The sequence below is a fragment of the Brenneria alni genome, from assembly GCF_003666245.1.
GTDB classification, from domain to species: Bacteria; Pseudomonadota; Gammaproteobacteria; order Enterobacterales; family Enterobacteriaceae; genus Brenneria; species Brenneria alni.
In genome coordinates, this window is record NZ_MJLZ01000014.1 from 17,530 (window position 1) to 34,283 (window position 16,754).

Annotated in this window: 14 protein-coding genes; 4 read left to right on the top strand and 10 right to left on the bottom strand. The window is 49.9% G+C overall.

The annotated features are described in order from the left end of the window. Window positions 1–24: 24 nt before the first annotated feature. The 6 genes from nuoF to lrhA all read right to left on the bottom strand — a co-directional run bounded on the left by nuoF (window position 25) and on the right by lrhA (window position 6,541). Window positions 25–1,374 (bottom strand): NADH-quinone oxidoreductase subunit NuoF, encoded by a 1,350-nt coding sequence (gene nuoF, locus BIY29_RS08235; RefSeq protein WP_121574662.1) that lies wholly within the window; start codon window positions 1,372–1,374, stop codon window positions 25–27. Continuing rightward, complete coding sequence (gene nuoE, locus BIY29_RS08240) at window positions 1,371–1,919, bottom strand: NADH-quinone oxidoreductase subunit NuoE (protein ID WP_205680318.1); 549 nt, start codon at window positions 1,917–1,919, stop codon at window positions 1,371–1,373. Before nuoE ends, nuoF begins: the two co-directional genes overlap by 4 nt. A gap of 2 nt (window positions 1,920–1,921) precedes the next feature. Further along, on the bottom strand, window positions 1,922–3,721 hold the full coding sequence (gene nuoC, locus BIY29_RS08245; protein ID WP_121574663.1) for an NADH-quinone oxidoreductase subunit C/D: 1,800 nt from the start codon (window positions 3,719–3,721) through the stop codon (window positions 1,922–1,924). A 98-nt stretch (window positions 3,722–3,819) separates the two neighbouring features. Next, window positions 3,820–4,494 (bottom strand): NuoB/complex I 20 kDa subunit family protein, encoded by a 675-nt coding sequence (locus BIY29_RS08250; protein WP_121574664.1) that lies wholly within the window; start codon window positions 4,492–4,494, stop codon window positions 3,820–3,822. A 16-nt stretch (window positions 4,495–4,510) separates the two neighbouring features. Further along, window positions 4,511–4,957, bottom strand: coding sequence for an NADH-quinone oxidoreductase subunit A (locus tag BIY29_RS08255; RefSeq protein ID WP_121574665.1), 447 nt, complete (start codon window positions 4,955–4,957; stop codon window positions 4,511–4,513). Between the two features lie 633 nt (window positions 4,958–5,590). Continuing rightward, entirely contained in the window at window positions 5,591–6,541 is a 951-nt protein-coding gene (gene lrhA / locus BIY29_RS08260; RefSeq protein WP_121574716.1) for a transcriptional regulator LrhA, read from the bottom strand. A 507-nt stretch (window positions 6,542–7,048) separates the two neighbouring features. On the opposite strand from lrhA, the gene BIY29_RS08265 reads away from it, so the two are divergent. Then, window positions 7,049–8,263, top strand: coding sequence for a pyridoxal phosphate-dependent aminotransferase (locus BIY29_RS08265; RefSeq protein WP_121574666.1), 1,215 nt, complete (start codon window positions 7,049–7,051; stop codon window positions 8,261–8,263). Between the two features lie 114 nt (window positions 8,264–8,377). Next, entirely contained in the window at window positions 8,378–8,977 is a 600-nt protein-coding gene (yfbR, locus tag BIY29_RS08270; RefSeq protein WP_121574667.1) for a 5'-deoxynucleotidase, read from the top strand. Between the two features lie 32 nt (window positions 8,978–9,009). Here the strand turns inward: yfbR and BIY29_RS08275 are convergent, their stop codons facing one another. From BIY29_RS08275 to yfbV, 4 genes are all read right to left on the bottom strand, one after another. Next, window positions 9,010–10,842 (bottom strand): SLC13 family permease, encoded by a 1,833-nt coding sequence (locus tag BIY29_RS08275; RefSeq protein ID WP_121574668.1) that lies wholly within the window; start codon window positions 10,840–10,842, stop codon window positions 9,010–9,012. A gap of 196 nt (window positions 10,843–11,038) precedes the next feature. Next, on the bottom strand, window positions 11,039–11,698 hold the full coding sequence (locus BIY29_RS08280; RefSeq protein WP_121574669.1) for a sugar phosphatase: 660 nt from the start codon (window positions 11,696–11,698) through the stop codon (window positions 11,039–11,041). A gap of 21 nt (window positions 11,699–11,719) precedes the next feature. Then, window positions 11,720–12,214, bottom strand: a complete 495-nt coding sequence (locus BIY29_RS08285) for a YfbU family protein (protein WP_121574670.1) — start codon at window positions 12,212–12,214, stop codon at window positions 11,720–11,722. A 164-nt stretch (window positions 12,215–12,378) separates the two neighbouring features. Next, complete coding sequence (gene yfbV / locus BIY29_RS08290; RefSeq protein WP_121574671.1) at window positions 12,379–12,834, bottom strand: terminus macrodomain insulation protein YfbV; 456 nt, start codon at window positions 12,832–12,834, stop codon at window positions 12,379–12,381. Window positions 12,835–13,262: 428 nt separating this feature from the next. Here yfbV and ackA point away from each other — a divergent pair, with 428 nt between their 5' ends. Both ackA and pta read left to right on the top strand, forming a co-directional pair. Further along, window positions 13,263–14,465, top strand: coding sequence for an acetate kinase (gene ackA / locus BIY29_RS08295; protein WP_121574672.1), 1,203 nt, complete (start codon window positions 13,263–13,265; stop codon window positions 14,463–14,465). Window positions 14,466–14,556: 91 nt separating this feature from the next. After that, the gene (gene pta, locus BIY29_RS08300) at window positions 14,557–16,680 is read left to right on the top strand and encodes a phosphate acetyltransferase (protein ID WP_205680319.1); all 2,124 of its coding nucleotides are present in this window, start codon (window positions 14,557–14,559) and stop codon (window positions 16,678–16,680) included. Window positions 16,681–16,754: the final 74 nt, after the last annotated feature.

Consider the following 16,754-nt stretch of genomic DNA (forward strand, 5'->3'; position numbering starts at 1 on the left):
ATCTCAAACTCATCAGGCAATTGGTTACCAGCGCTCTTTCAGCAGGTTAGGTTGAATGCCGCCAATCGCTTTGGTGTTACCCAGATAGTGGGGAGAAATACCCGCTTCAAACTCATTTCGAAAATATTTGATGGCGCTTTGCAGCGGTTCCACGGCACCCGGTGCGTGAGCACAGAAGGTATTGCCAGGCCCCAGGAAACGGCAAAGCTGTTCCAGTGTTTCAATATCGCCTGGCTGCCCTTCCCCACGCTCCAATGCACGCAGCAATTTTACGCTCCAGGGCAAACCATCGCGGCAAGGTGTGCACCAGCCACAGGATTCACGGGCAAAAAACTCTTCCAGATTACGGGTTAGGGAAACCATGTTGATTTCATGATCGACCGCCATAGCAAGCGCGGTACCCAAGCGACTGCCCGCTTTGGCAATGTGCTCGAAATCCATCGGCAGATCGAGGTGATCGCCGGTCAGGAAGTCAGTCCCCGCCCCGCCAGGCTGCCAGGCTTTCAGCTTCAGCCCATCCCGCATTCCGCCAGCATAGTCCTCAAGAATCTCACGTGCGGTAGTGCCGAATGGCAGTTCCCACAAACCCGGATTTTTAACCCGACCGGAAAAACCCATCAGCTTGGTTCCGGCATCTTTACTTTTGCCAGCGGACAACCCTTGATACCAGACCGCCCCATGCTCAATGATGGCTGGCACGTTACACAACGTTTCCACGTTATTAACACAGGTCGGCTTGCCCCATGCGCCTGCGGATGCAGGAAAAGGGGGTTTCGAACGCGGATTGGCGCGCCGCCCTTCCAGCGAGTTGATCAGTGCTGTTTCTTCACCGCAGATATAGCGACCAGCGCCGGTATGCACAAACAGCTCGAAATCAAAGCCGCTGCCCAGAATATTTTTGCCCAGGAAGCCAGCCTGTTTAGCTTCTTCAATGGCACGGCGCAAATTCGCCGCCGCCTCAATATATTCACCGCGCAGAAAGATGTAGCCACGGTAGGATTTCAGCGCAAAGGCACTGATCAACATCCCTTCCACCAGCAAATGCGGAAGTTGCTCCATCAACAGGCGATCTTTGTATGTACCCGGTTCCATCTCGTCTGCGTTGCACAGCAGGTAACGGATATTCATGCTTTCATCTTTCGGCATCAGGCTCCACTTAAGCCCTGTCGAAAAACCAGCGCCACCGCGCCCCTTCAAACCGGCATCTTTAACCAGAGAGACCACTTCATCCTGCGCCATACCGCTTAACGCTTTTTTTGCGCCGACATAACCATTTTTGCTGCAATAGTCATCCAGCCATACCGGCTGTTTGTCGTCGCGTAAACGCCAGGTCAAAGGGTGCCGCTCGGCAGTCAGAACAATGTTTTTACTCATTGGTACTGCTCCAATAACGATTCGATATCTTCAGGCGTCACATGGGTGTGGGTATCATCGTCAATCATCATTGACGGGCCTTTATCACAGTTACCCAGACAGCAGGTCGGCAACAGGGTGAAACGGCCATCAAACGTGGTTTGCCCAGGTTTAATCTTGAGTTTTCGCTCTAACGCCGCCTGCACGCCCTGATAACCATTGATATGACAAACCACGCTATCACAGTAGCGAACAATATGACGCCCAACCGGTTGGCGGAAAATCTGGCTGTAAAACGTCGCCACCCCCTCTACGTCACTGTCAGGAATACCCAGCACATCGGCGATCGCTTTGATTGCGCCATCCGGTACCCAACCACGCTGTTTCTGCACGATTTTCAGTGCTTCAATCGACGCCGCCCGAGTATCTTCATAATGATGTTTTTCGTGCTCAATCGCGTCACGCTCTGCGTCGCTCAACACAAAAACATTTTCTTTCGTCAGTGAATCGACGTCGGATTGCCCCTGAGCGTCGATATGATCGTGAGTATTGTTATGATCGTGCATAATTAGCGGTCCACATCTGACATGACAAAATCAATACTGCCGAGGTAAACAATCAGATCGGATACCAGACATCCCCGGATGACTGACGGAATCTGCTGCAAATGCGGATAGCTCGGCGTGCGAATACGGGTACGGTAGCTCATGGTGCCACCATCACTGGTCAGGTAATAACTGTTGATGCCTTTCGTCGCCTCAATCATCTGGAATGATTCATTGGCCGGCATCACCGGTCCCCAGGAAACCTGAAGGAAGTGGTTAATCAAGGTTTCAATATGCTGTAAGGTGCGCTCTTTCGGCGGCGGCGTAGTCAATGGATGATCCGCTTTGAACGGCCCTTCCGGCATGTTCTTCAGGCACTGCTCCAAAATACGCAGACTCTGGCGCACTTCTTCAACTTTCAACATCACGCGGCTGTAGCAATCACTGATGCCATTGCCAACCGGCACTTCAAAGTCAAAGTTTTCGTAACCGGAATACGGGCGACGTTTACGCACATCAAAATCAATCCCGGTTGCACGCAGACCCGCGCCCGTCACGCCCCACTCCAGCGCTTCTTTGGCATTGTAAGCGGCAACACCCTGAGTACGGCCTTTCAGGATGCTGTTCTGCAAGGCAGCTTTAACATAGGTATCCAGACGGGATGGCATCCAGTCGAGGAATTCGCGCAACAAGCGTTCCCAGCCACGCGGCAGATCGTGCGCCACCCCGCCGATACGAAACCATGCCGGATGCATACGGAACCCGGTAATGGCTTCAACCAAATCGTAAATTTTCTGGCGATCGGTAAACAGGAAGAAGATCGGCGTCATGGCACCGACATCCTGAATATAAGTGCCGATATACAGCAGATGGCTATTGATACGGAAGAGTTCAGACAGCATGACACGAATCGTTTTAACCCGATCCGGCACTTCAATACCCGCCAGTTTTTCAACGGCCAGCACATATGGCATCTCATTAACGCAACCGCCCAGATATTCGATGCGGTCGGTAAAAGGAATATAACTGTGCCAGGATTGACGCTCGCCCATTTTTTCCGCGCCGCGGTGGTGATAACCGACATCGGGAATACAGTCGATGATCTCTTCACCATCCAGTTGCAGAATAAGGCGGAAAGCACCGTGTGACGAAGGATGGTTAGGCCCCATGTTGAGGAACATGAAGTCTTCATTTTCGGTGCCACGCTTCATGCCCCACTCTTCGGGTTTGAAGGTCAGCGACTCCATTTCCAGATCTTCTTTCTGCTTGGTCAGCACAAAAGGATCGAACTCGGTGGCACGCGCCGGATAATCCTTACGTAACGGATGTCCTTCCCATGTATGCGGCATCATAATGCGCGTTAAATGCGGATGACCGTCAAACGTCATCCCAAACATTTCCCAGGTCTCACGCTCATACCAGTTGGCATTAGGGAACAATTTGGTCATGGTCGGCAAATGCATATCACTTTCGACCAACGCGACTTTCAGCATGATGTCGCGGTTACGCTCAATGGAAATCAGGTGGTAAAAAACAGAGAAATCAGCGGCAGGCAAACCGTCGCGATGCGTTCGCAAACGCTCGTCCATGCCGTGTAAATCAAACAGCATCACATAAGGCTTTGGCTGTTTTTTCAGGAAAGAAACGACTTCCAGTAATTGCTCACGCTTAACCCACACGACTGGAACCCCGGTACGTGTGGCCTGTACAGTAAATGCTTCCGGCCCAAAACGGTTACACAGTTCGCTAATGACCGGATCATCAAGGTGATCGCGGGTTTGCCACGCAGGCAGAGCGAGATCGTGCGTCGTTAAATCTGTCATAAATATGTCACCACATTAAATGTGCTATTGCTGTATCTGATCAAGGTCGCACACTGTTATCGTGATATTACGCGACCTCAATATTCACCATTTACAGATCAAATCTCATCGGGCGAACGCAGGTTGGTCACTGCGATACGCTCACCGCGTTTACGTTCCCGCTCGGACTGCATATTGGCACGGTAAACGCCTTGCTCCCCCACTATCCATGACAGCGGGCGACGTTCTTTGCCGATTGATTCCTGTAATAGCAACAGCGCTTGCATATAGGCTTCGGGCCGTGGCGGGCAGCCAGGAATATACACGTCAACAGGCAGGAATTTATCCACCCCCTGCACAACGGAGTAGATGTCGTACATTCCGCCGGAGTTGGCGCAGGCCCCCATAGAAATGACCCATTTCGGCTCAAGCATTTGCTCATATAAACGCTGGATAACGGGTGCCATTTTCGTGAACACCGTCCCTGCAACGACCATAAAATCGGCTTGCCGCGGTGATGCCCGGATAACTTCAGAACCGAAACGGGCAACATCGTGTACTGCGGTAAAAGATGTCGTCATTTCAACATAGCAACAGGAAAGACCGAAGTTATAGGGCCAAAGAGAGTTCTTACGACCCCAGTTCACCGTGTTATGAAGTGCGTGTTCCAGCTTGCCCATATAGACACTGCGGTGAACATGCTGCTCCAGAGGGTCGGAAACGATCTCCTGCCGTTGCAGGGGATAACGGTCATTCTCACCGTCCGGCTCTATGCGGGTGAGCGTATAGTCCATCTTAAATGCCTCGCTGTTACTGCTGATGATTGTTGGTGGTGCTCACGATATCTGATTTAACAACCTGTCTCTTGGAGCGTGCTGGTATCCAGTCCAGCGCCCCGATTCGAACCAGATAGATCAAACCAGCCAACAGCACCAAAATGAAAATGGCTGCTTCGATGAAACCCATCCAGCCGCTTTCTCTGATAGAGACGGCCCAAGCATATAGATATAAAGCTTCAACATCGAAGATGACGAAAAACATGGCGACCAGATAAAATTTGGCAGACAGCCGCAAACGCGCCGAACCTACCGCATCAATCCCGGATTCATAAGGTGTATTTTTAGCCCTGGCCTTTGCTCTGCCACCGAGCAAAAATCCCCCCGTCAGCATAAAGCCGCACAGGCCCACGGCAATGATAAGGAACAGCGCAAATGCCCAATGATGGGCGAGAACTTCAGTAGTTGTTGACATACTCATTGCTTACTCATCAAAAGTGGCCACTAACATCTGCTCTTTTTCCGGCAGCTAACACACCACATCGATTAAAAGGAAGGATTAATAACCATATCAAAAGCACGGAAACGTGTCAGGTAAACGGCGTTTGGTATAGTTGATTCCCTAATTTTTGTAACCTTTTTTCAACCTTACTAAAAATAACAGTATATCTGTTCACATGCACAAAGTTTTGTTAACACATGTAACGCTGCTTTCAGCTAAATCGAGTCACTGGTCATCACAGTTCAACAAATCGCTGGTACAGGCAACTCAGGTTTACGCAGCCACTATACCATTTCCAAAACGGATGCCTGTTCCCCCATAGTGTTATTAGGGTTATTTTTTGATCCAGAACACATTTTTGCCAATTTAGTTAGTAAAAAAATTGGCCGTGCTAATGCTGGATCTGAGGATTTTTTTACAAAATTAGTTTAAAAAAAGAGAACCGTAATTTCATAAAATGAGGGCATGCTGTAACGATCGTCAGCCTGCTTGCGGGAAAAGATAAACTACCTAAACCGAAATTCGTTTGCCCTGCCGCAACATGATAAAGAAGTCGCCATTATTCGGGTCACATCCTTTCTAACCCTGAATAATGGCTGACTTGTCATACAATTATATTGCGTCTTTCAGTGAAGTATCAGAAGGCGGTTTCTTAACATCGCTACTGGGTGAGGCATCCACTGGCGGTACGTAAGATTTATTGCCCGAACCAATCACACTAAAAATCGCTGTGGTCAGCTCATTTTCATGATGTGGGTTTTTGCACAGAAAATAACGGGTTTCCGGCAGTCTTGGCAACCCCTCCGCCTCACCCAACACCCTTAACCCAGGACTCATCATCTCGACCGAGCGAACTGTCACGCCCAGGCCTGCCTTGACGGCGGCGCGAACCGCTGACAGCGTCGATGCCACGTAAGCAATCCTCCAGGGGATCCCTGCCGCAGTCAGATGCTCTAATGCCAATGTCCGAAATGGGCTTGGCTCATCCAGTACCACAAGCGATATGGGTTCTTCAGGCCTGAATTGATAATCAGCGGCGCAGTACCATAGCGTTGGCGAGGTTCGTAATAGAATATGGGGAAATACCTCACTGTTCATGGTGGTAATCACCAGATCAGTTTTTCCTTGATGTAGCATTTCCAACATTTCTGGGCTACGTTTGACACTAACGGCAATTGATAATTTAGGAAAAACAGATGTTACCCGGTGTAAAATATAAGGAAGAATGGTGTCGGCGGTATCATCAGAGGCGCCGATAGTGAGCGCCCCTTCAATATCGCTGTACATTAATGACGTGCATGCCTCATCATTGAATTGTAATATTTTTCTGGCGTATCCCAAAAACTGGATACCATGTTCAGTCAGCAGCTTATTACGCCCGTGGCGGGCAAACAGCTCCTTTCCGATGAGTTGCTCTAAACGTTGCATCTGTTGGCTGACTGCCGATTGTGTCCGGCGTACAGCAACAGCAGCGGCTGCAAAAGTGTTCAAATCTGCAACAGCGACAAACGTTCTCAGTAGATCAAGATCGAGATTAAGTACTGGTCGATTTGCGTTGGTCATACGATTCATCACTTATCTATTTTAATTTTTAACAAAAATATTCCTGGTGTTTTATTGCATGTATTGGTAACAACCCATACATTTTAAAGACACTATCGCAGACGCACGATAAGGGCAAAAAAATACTTATATTTCGTTACCACAATCGCCTTTTCAATTGATGTGTCGTCATTACTTTAAGTGATTCACCCCCTTAATTTTTAAATTCTCAATCTGATAAAAATCACTTTTTCTTTTTTCATTCCGCAAAATAAATCATCTCAGATTTTTAAATAACTAGAGGCATATTTTCATAGTGAAAACATTCACTGACTGACAACGCGCCATCTCATCTGCCTACCATATCGCACCACCAGACTAGTACACAACCATCGCAGTGCATTAGCATAATAATTCGCAGAGAAAGCAATAATCATTCTTCAAAAGGCTCTACAGGAGGAGTACATTAAGCAGGTTATGCTATTCCACACAGGAATACGCTTTTCCCGCAAAAGGTTTGTGATATTTATGTCCCCGATTGAAAAATCCAAGAAACTGGAGAATGTCTGTTATGACATCCGTGGTCCGGTTCTGAAGGAAGCCAAGCGTCTTGAAGAAGAAGGCAATAAAGTCCTCAAACTAAACATTGGCAACCCAGCCCCTTTTGGCTTTGAAGCCCCTGATGAAATTCTGGTCGATGTTATCCGCAATTTACCGACGGCGCAGGGTTACTGTGATTCCAAAGGTCTTTACTCAGCGCGCAAAGCCATAGTACAGCACTACCAGGCCAGAGATATGCGTGATATGACTGTCGAAGACGTTTACATCGGCAACGGCGTCTCCGAACTGATTGTGCAAGCCATGCAGGCGCTGCTGAATACCGGAGACGAAATGCTGGTTCCTGCGCCAGACTATCCGCTATGGACTGCTGCCGTATCGCTATCCAATGGCAATGCCGTACATTATTTATGTGATGAGGAGTCTGACTGGTTTCCCGATCTGGATGATATTCGTACAAAGATCACGCCGCGTACCCGTGGTATTGTCATTATTAATCCTAACAACCCAACTGGTGCGGTTTATAGTAAAGAACTGCTGCTGGAAATCGTGGCAATTGCCCGCGAGCATAGCCTGATCATTTTCGCCGACGAAATCTACGACAAAATCCTGTACGACGATGCCCAGCACCACTCTATTGCCGCGTTGGCTCCGGATCTGCTGACCGTAACGTTTAACGGATTATCGAAAACCTACCGTGTTGCAGGTTTCCGTCAGGGTTGGATGGTGCTGAATGGGCCGAAAAAGCACGCCGGAGGCTACATTGAAGGGTTGGAAATGCTGGCATCAATGCGTTTGTGCGCGAATGTTCCAATGCAACATGCCATTCAGACCGCCATTGGCGGTTATCAAAGTATCAGCGAGTTCATTCAACCCGGCGGACGGCTGTATGAACAGCGTAACCGGGCCTGGGAGTTAATTAACCAGATCCCAGGCGTATCCTGCGTTAAACCGCGTGGGGCACTCTATATGTTCCCGCGCATCGATGCCAAACATTTTAACATTCACGACGATCAGAAATTAGTTCTGGACCTTCTTTTGCAGGAAAAAGTATTGCTGGTCCAGGGAACGGCATTCAATTGGCCCTACCCGGATCATGTTCGTATCGTAACCCTGCCCCGCATTGACGAACTGGATATGGCTGTGCACAAACTCGGGCGTTTTTTGGAAGGTTATCGCCAGTAACCGACTCGGTTCATTGCCGGACAGAGAACTGCCCGGCGATATCTTGTCTGATTGCATAATCTCGCCCAAGTGCCCACAATGGATCCCCTTAGTGCTGTTGTCTGAGAGATTGTTATGAATCAGAGTCACTTTTTTGCCCATTTATCCCGTCTAAAACTCATTAGCCGCTGGCCGCTGATGCGCAACGTCCGCACAGAAAATGTCTCCGAGCACAGTCTTCAGGTCGCTTTTGTCGCTCATGCGCTGGCGGTGATTAAAAACCGCAAGTTTAATAGCAACCTCAATGCGGAACGTATTGCCCTACTGGCGATGTACCATGATGCCAGTGAAGTCCTGACTGGAGATATGCCAACGCCTATCAAGTATTACAATGCGCAGATTGCCCACGAATATAAGAAAATTGAAAAAATAGCCCGGCAGAAGCTGATCGATATGCTGCCGCCTGAATTACAGCAGGATTATCAGTCTTTACTGGATGAGCAGCACATGAGTGAAGATGAACGAGTGGTCGTCAAGCAGGCCGATGCGCTGTGCGCCTATCTGAAATGTCTGGAAGAGTTGTCGGCGGGCAACACGGAATTTACCTTGGCCAAAGCCCGACTGGAAAAAACACTACAGCAGCGCCAAAGCCCGGAAATGGATTACTTTATGACCGTATTCATCCCCAGCTTTAGTCTATCGTTGGATGAAATCAGCCAGGACTCACCGCTGTAATACTTATCGATACCTGAGGTTCTCTGTGTGAATCAAAAAGGGTAAAGCCACGGAACCATCATCACACTGACGATCATCACCAGTACAGTGAATGGCACACCGATACGCACAAAGTCACCGAACTTATACCCTCCCGGCCCCAAAACCAGTGTATTCACCGGTGATGAAACTGGCGTCATGAAAGCAGCGGAAGCCGCAATCGCAATGATCATGGCAAAAGGGTAAGGCGACACCCCCATCTGTTTCGCCGCCGCAATGGCAATAGGCGCCATCAGCACCGCTGTCGCGGTATTTGAGATAAACAGGCCGATAACGGCACACAGGATAAACAAACACACCAACATAACATGAGGCCCGGAGTCCCCCGCCACATCCATAAGTCCATTGACGATCAACGTTACGCCCCCGGTTTGCTGCAATGCCAGCGCGAACGGCATCATGCCCACAATCAGGATAACACTGGGCCAGTGAATTGAGCGATAAGCCCCTTCCATATCGATGCAGCGAAATTTGCCCATTAATAAGCACGCAATCAGCGCCGCAATTGCATTAGGGATTTCATCAGTCAGCATCATCGCAACCATCAACGCCAGACAAAACAGCGCATGGGGAGCCTGACTGATGGCTGGGGCTACATCATCCACTTCAGCGGGCAAATTAAGCAGCAGAAAGTCATTTTTCTGCATATGCAACTGCCGAATCATCCGCCAGTCTCCGATGACCAGTAAAATATCCCCCAACTGGAGCTGTTCGTCGGCCAGAATCCCGTCCATCGCTTCACCATTACGCCGGATCCCCACCACGGTAAGGCCATAGCGACTGCGAAAGCCGACATCGTAAAGCGTTTTCCCTAACAGTTCGGAGTCAGGTATTAAAGACACCTCAGCCATACCCACATCACGCGCCTGCTCAGAGAAGTACTCACCGCGCAATACCATCGGTTCCAGACGCTGCGATGTACAGAATTCGCGTAAATCAACTTCTGAGGCAGACATATCAATCAACAGAACATCATTAAGCCGCAGTTCGGTATTTCCCGCCACACTGACCATAACGCGTCTGAATTTACGCCAGCGCTCAATCCCGACGACGTTCGCACCGTAGCGCTGGCGCAGCCGAAGGTCATCAAGCCGGTGACCAATAAAAGGAGAGCCGGGACGGATTGCCAAACGACGCGCCCTGCCCGTTAGTTTGTAGTCCCGGATAAGATCGCGGAACGTTCTTCTTTTCCAGCTATCTTTTGTCGTTTCCGCCCTGGCATCACTAAGCCAGTAGCGGGCGACCATCATGTAAGCGACACCGATCAACAGCACCACGGCGCCAATAGGCGTCATACTGAAAAAACCAAACCCCCCGATCCCTTCACGCATCAGTTCGCTGCTCACAACCATATTGGGCGGTGTAGCAACCAGCGTCATCATCCCGCTAATCAGTCCGGCAAAACTCAGCGGCATCATCAACCGTGCGGGAGATGTTTTCATTCGGGCAGAAACACTGAGTACCACAGGAATAAAAATAGCCACCACCCCGGTTGAGCTCATAAATGCGCCCAGCAGCGCAACAGTGACCATCAGCAGTACCAGCATTTTTATTTCGCTGTTGCCGGCAGCCCGCACCAGCCAGTCGCCAACCTGATAAGCCACGCCAGTACGCACCAGACCTTCACCAATAACAAACAAGGCGGCAATCAAAATAACATTAGGATCGCTGAAGCCCACCAGCGCTTCAGGTAATGTCAATGTTCCGCTCAGTACAAAAGCGATAATGACCAATAGTGCAACAACATCCATGCGTAATTTATTGGTGGTAAACAACACAATGGCGATCAGCAACAGGGATAAGACCCAGAGAAGTTCGCTATTCAAAACGGTTCCCCTGATGGAAAACTACTTATTGATAGGTATACCTGCAAATGCCATAAAAAAATGCAGGAGCATTTTTTAACGCAGCGTTACTGCGGCCTATAAGAGTGCAGACAAGCATAGTCTGCCATAAAAAAAACCCCGCGGATGCGAGGTTTGATCATATTTAGTCATGCTTTTATCAATAAGTTAAGTGGAACTATTGGTCAAGAAGGATGACGCAGGCGCCGTCATAAGACGCGTCTATCCGCACTTGCTCCAGCGAATCCAAAATCAGGTCAACTTGCTCAAGCTTCGGCGTATCTGACGGGGCTTTTACCGCAATAACCTGACAACCCGCCGCCAGTCCGGATAACACTCCTGCGGGCGCGTCTTCGACCACCACACAATCCTCGGGTTTCAAGCCTAACTGCTGCGCACCTAATAAATAGGCGTCAGGATGAGGTTTTCCCAGGGCAACCTGCTCCGCGGTAATAAAGGCTTTCGGCGCGGGCAACGCACCAGCCTGATGTCGGGCACTCGCGATAGGCACAGTACCAGAGGTCACGATCGCCCAGGGAATGTCCAGCTCATCCAATCGTTCCAGCAGGGCTTTAGCCCCCGGCATGGCCACAATACCTTGCGTATCGGCAGCCTCGATTTTTTCCAACGCCTCAAATTCTTGCTGAATCATTTCCTCACTCTGGCCATTGAGGAAATGACGCAGAGACGTAATAGCCTGTTTGCCGTGAATGAAATCGAGAACGTCCTGTGGCTCGATACCATGCGCTTTCGCCCAGTTAATCCAGGATCGCTCCACGGCAGGCAATGAATCAACCAACGTGCCATCCAAATCGAACAAAAAACCTTTACACTCCACAACAAACCCCTTTGCAATTAATCAGGCGTTAATGATTTGCGCGATTTCGACAGCACTCAAATGATATTGACGTGGGCAAGACTGCCAGATAGCCAGCATCCGGCCATATTTGTCCCACATTTTAGTCTGAGCATTAAAACCATGTGTTCCTGAATCGAAATGAGGGTAGCGCCCTTCCACATGCACCATAAAGCGGACAAACCCGAGATAACGCGCTTCAGTCGCGGCATCAAAGCCCAGGAAAGTCAGGCGACGTTCATCCAGATCCTGTTTATCCTTCAAATTTCCCCAAGACACCTGCAACGCATGGTGCATTTCCATGATATTGATAATCGTGCGGCAGACCTCTTCGCTCAGATCACCGAACTCACGATCCAACTCACGCATCTGTAAACCGTAACCACGTTCAATAATGGTTTGCAGCCGGCGATAACGCTCTGCATTCTCCGGATCAAGCATTGTCATCATTTTATATTGATTTGAAAGGATCAATCTCTGGGCATTCGTCATTTCCATCGTGCTCTCCCGAACCTCATTCCGGCATACCGCCGATCGCTATATTATATTGAAAGCAGAATCGCATACTGAATCGTGTCGCGGTAGCAGCAACACTCCATTTTTTGATTTAAAACAGCGGGAAGGATAAAAATAGCATTCGCTCATCATCCCTATGATGACAATCACAGATCGTCCAGAAATGTTTTGTCAAGTTGCTTAAAAGCACGTTTCAGCACATCTGCCAGCGCTTGATAAGTCGGCTTTTCTTCCAGCGGAGCAAGCGCCAGACCCGAGTCAAGCAGCTTATGGCGGATATCATGAAACCACTGCAATAACGTGGGCGGTAAAGGGGTAACAGAGCGGCGCCCCAGCCACCACAGCCCTTGCATTGGCAGGCTACAGGCAAAGAGCGCGGTAGCTATGGCAGGACCAAGCTGCCCGCCAAGGGCAATCTGCCACGTCAGGGTAAACACCGCCAGCGGCGGCATAAGCCGAACTGCAAACTGAGTGGCGCGCGCCACCCGGTTTTCAGGGAACACCGGAGCCAGACGTTTATCGGTGGGCCAGGTCTTCATATAGTGCTGCCCACGCTGGAGTAACTGTAGCCAACTGATTCGACCGCTAGGTTTCGCTGCCATAGTCACACCTCAACTTTACAGATAAAAAATAAAACTTTTGCACAAATCAACAACTCAATTTGATGGGATTAAAATATATTTTGTGTTTGCCGCACGCTATCGGTATCCTAGTTCGGCCTTTTAGCCGCCATATATTAACGCAGTATGACTATACGCCGGGATATATTTCCCTTGGCAAAACAAACACGGTCAACAGCCACCAGCGGTGACTCATCGCTTATTAAACTGCGGCTTCTATAAGGCCAGTGTCATGTCATTATACCGTGATTACGGTATAACATACTTGATAACATCGACACTTTTTCACCGTCATGTCAGGTGTATCACACCAGGGTATGATGTTAATCATAAATGCCAACGGCGATATGCGATAAGCTGCGTTTGTTTGGCATTTTTTTAACCATATATAACAACAAGTAGGTACTTCCATGTCGAGTAAGTTAGTACTGGTTCTTAACTGTGGTAGTTCATCCCTGAAGTTCGCCATCATCGATGCTGTTAACGGGGAAGAATACCTGTCTGGTCTGGCCGAGTGTTTCAACCTTCCTGAAGCCCGTATCAAATGGAAAATGGACGGTGGTAAACAGGAAGCCGCACTGGGTGCTGGCGCAGCTCATAGTGAGGCGTTGAACTTCATCGTTAATACCATTCTTTCCCAAAAACCAGAGCTGTCTGCCCAACTGGTTGCTATTGGTCATCGTATTGTTCACGGCGGCGAGAAATTCACTCAGTCAGCTATTATCAATGACGATGTCCTTCAGGGTATCAAAGATTCCATCCCTTTTGCACCTCTACATAATCCGGCCCACCTGATCGGCATTGCCGAGGCATTGAAATCATTCCCGAAACTGGCTGATAAAAATGTGGCTGTATTTGATACCGCCTTCCATCAGACCATGCCGGAAGAATCCTATCTTTATGCTCTGCCGTACAAATTGTATAAAGATCACCATATCCGCCGTTATGGCGCACACGGCACCAGCCACTACTATGTAACCCAGCAGGCTGCCAAAGCGCTGAACAAGCCGGTAGATGAAGTAAACGTTATTACCTGCCACTTGGGCAACGGCGGTTCCGTTACCGCAGTGCGCAACGGCAAGTGTGTTGATACCTCTATGGGTCTGACTCCGCTGGAAGGTCTGGTGATGGGGACTCGCAGTGGCGATATCGATCCCGCTATCGTATTCCACCTGCATGACTCACTGGGCATGAGCGTAGAGCAAATCAACACACTGCTGACTAAAGAATCCGGCCTGTTAGGTCTGACTGAAGTCACCAGCGACTGCCGCTATGTTGAAGATAATTATACGACCAAAGAAGATGCTAAACGGGCAATGGACGTATATTGCCACCGTCTGGCTAAATACATCGGTTCGTATAGTTCGCTGATGGAAGGCCGTCTCGATGCCGTTATTTTTACCGGTGGTATCGGTGAAAATGCGGCAATGGTTCGTGAACTAACGCTGAACAAACTGGGTCTGTTGGGCTTTGAAGTTGATCATGAGCGTAATCTGGCCGCTCGCTTTGGTAACGGCGGTAACATTGCTAAAGATGGCAGCCGCCCGGCGCTGGTCATTCCAACCAATGAAGAATTGGTGATCGCTCAAGATGCCCTCCGTCTGACAGCATAAAAATGAAACCCAACTCCGTCAGCTCAGGCTGACGGAGTTGTTTTTGACTAACGAGCAACCGTAAAGAGGTTCAGCCGTGTCCCGTATAATTATGTTGATCCCAACTGGCACCAGCGTCGGCTTGACTAGCGTCAGCCTGGGTGTCATTCGTTCCATGGAACAAAAAGGCGTGCGCCTGAGCGTGTTCAAACCTATCGCCCAGCCCCGCTCTGGCGACAACACGCCAGACCAGACCACTACCATCATCCGTGCCAACTCATCCATCAATGCTGCTGAACCGCTTGAAATGAGCCATGTGGAAGCCTTGCTGAGTTCTAATCAGCAAGACGTGCTGATGGAAGAAATTATCGCCCGCTACCACGAAAATACCAAAGATGCAGAAGTGGTTCTGGTTGAAGGTTTGGTTCCAACCCGCAAACATCAGTTCGCTAATGCGCTGAACTATGAAATTGCCAAAACTCTGAATGCCGAAATCGTTTTCGTGATAGCGCTGGGCAACGACTCTCCGGCGCAGTTGAAAGAGCGTATCGAACTGGCGCGCTCCAGCTTCGGCGGCAGCCAGAATAAAAACATCACCGGTGTGATCATCAACAAGCTAAACGCGCCGGTAGATGATCAAGGCCGTACCCGCCCTGATCTGTCTGAAATTTTTGATGACTCATCCAAAGCCAGCGTGGCGAATATCGATCCTAAACAACTGTTTGCCAATAGCCCGTTGCCGGTGCTGGGCAGTATTCCGTGGAGCTTCGATCTGATCGCCACCCGCGCAATTGATATGGCGAAACATTTGAATGCTCGCATCATCAACGAGGGTGACATCCAGACGCGTCGTGTTAAATCCGTCACTTTCTGCGCACGCAGCATTCCTCATATGCTGGAGCATTTCCGTCCAGGTTCTCTGCTGGTCACCTCTGCCGACCGCCCGGATGTACTGCTGGCCGCCTGCCTGGCAGCCATGAACGGCGTTGAAATTGGCGCCCTGCTGCTGACCGGCGGCTATGAAATGGACCCCAGCATCAGCAAGTTGTGTGAACGTGCTTTCCAGACTGGCTTGCCCGTCTTCATGGTTAAAACCAACACCTGGCAGACCTCTCTCAGCCTGCAAAGTTTCAACCTTGAGGTGCCGGCGGATGATCACCAGCGTGTGGAGAAAGTACAGGAATACGTGGCAAGCCATATCGATCCCCAGTGGATTGACTCACTGAGCGCTGAATCTGAACGTTCACGCCGCCTGTCCCCACCTGCGTTCCGTTATCAGTTAACCGAACTGGCGCGTCAAGCGGGCAAACGTATTGTTCTGCCGGAAGGTGATGAGCCACGTACGGTCAAAGCCGCGTCTATCTGTGCTGAACGCGGTATTGCTCACTGCGTGCTGCTGGGCGACCCGGAAGAGATCCAGCGTGTTGCCGCCGCCCAGGGCGTGGAGTTGGGTAAAGGTATTGAGATCGTTGATCCGGTAGCGGTGCGTGAGCGTTATGTTCCGCGCCTGGTTGAACTGCGTAAGAGCAAAGGCATGACCGAAGTGGTTGCCCGCGAACAACTGGAAGACAACGTTGTTCTGGGTACGCTGATGCTGGAACAAGGTGAAGTTGACGGTCTGGTTTCTGGCGCGGTACATACCACGGCAAACACCATCCGCCCACCGTTGCAGTTGATTAAAACCGCGCCGGGAAGCTCGCTGGTATCTTCCGTCTTCTTTATGCTGCTGCCTGAACAGGTTCTGGTTTATGGTGACTGTGCCATCAATCCGGACCCAACGGCAGAGCAACTGGCTGAAATTGCTATTCAATCCGCAGACTCCGCCACCGCTTTCGGTATTGACCCGCGTGTTGCGATGATCTCCTACTCCACCGGGAACTCTGGCGCCGGTAGTGATGTGGAAAAAGTGCGGGAAGCGACTCGTCTGGCACAGGAAAAACGCCCTGATCTGGTCATCGATGGTCCGCTGCAATATGACGCCGCCATCATGGCTGACGTGGCGCTATCCAAAGCGCCGAACTCGCCGGTTGCAGGTAAAGCAACTGTATTCATCTTCCCTGACCTGAACACCGGTAACACTACTTATAAAGCGGTACAACGTTCAGCAAACCTGATTTCCATCGGGCCAATGTTGCAGGGGATGCGCAAGCCCGTCAACGATCTGTCACGCGGCGCATTGGTAGACGACATCGTTTACACTGTTGCGCTGACGGCGATTCAGGCAACCCAGCTTTAATTCTGCTGCCTGATAGACGCCAAAACGCTAACCCCCCGGTTGGCGTTTTTGCTGATGTAATCGAACTTACGCAA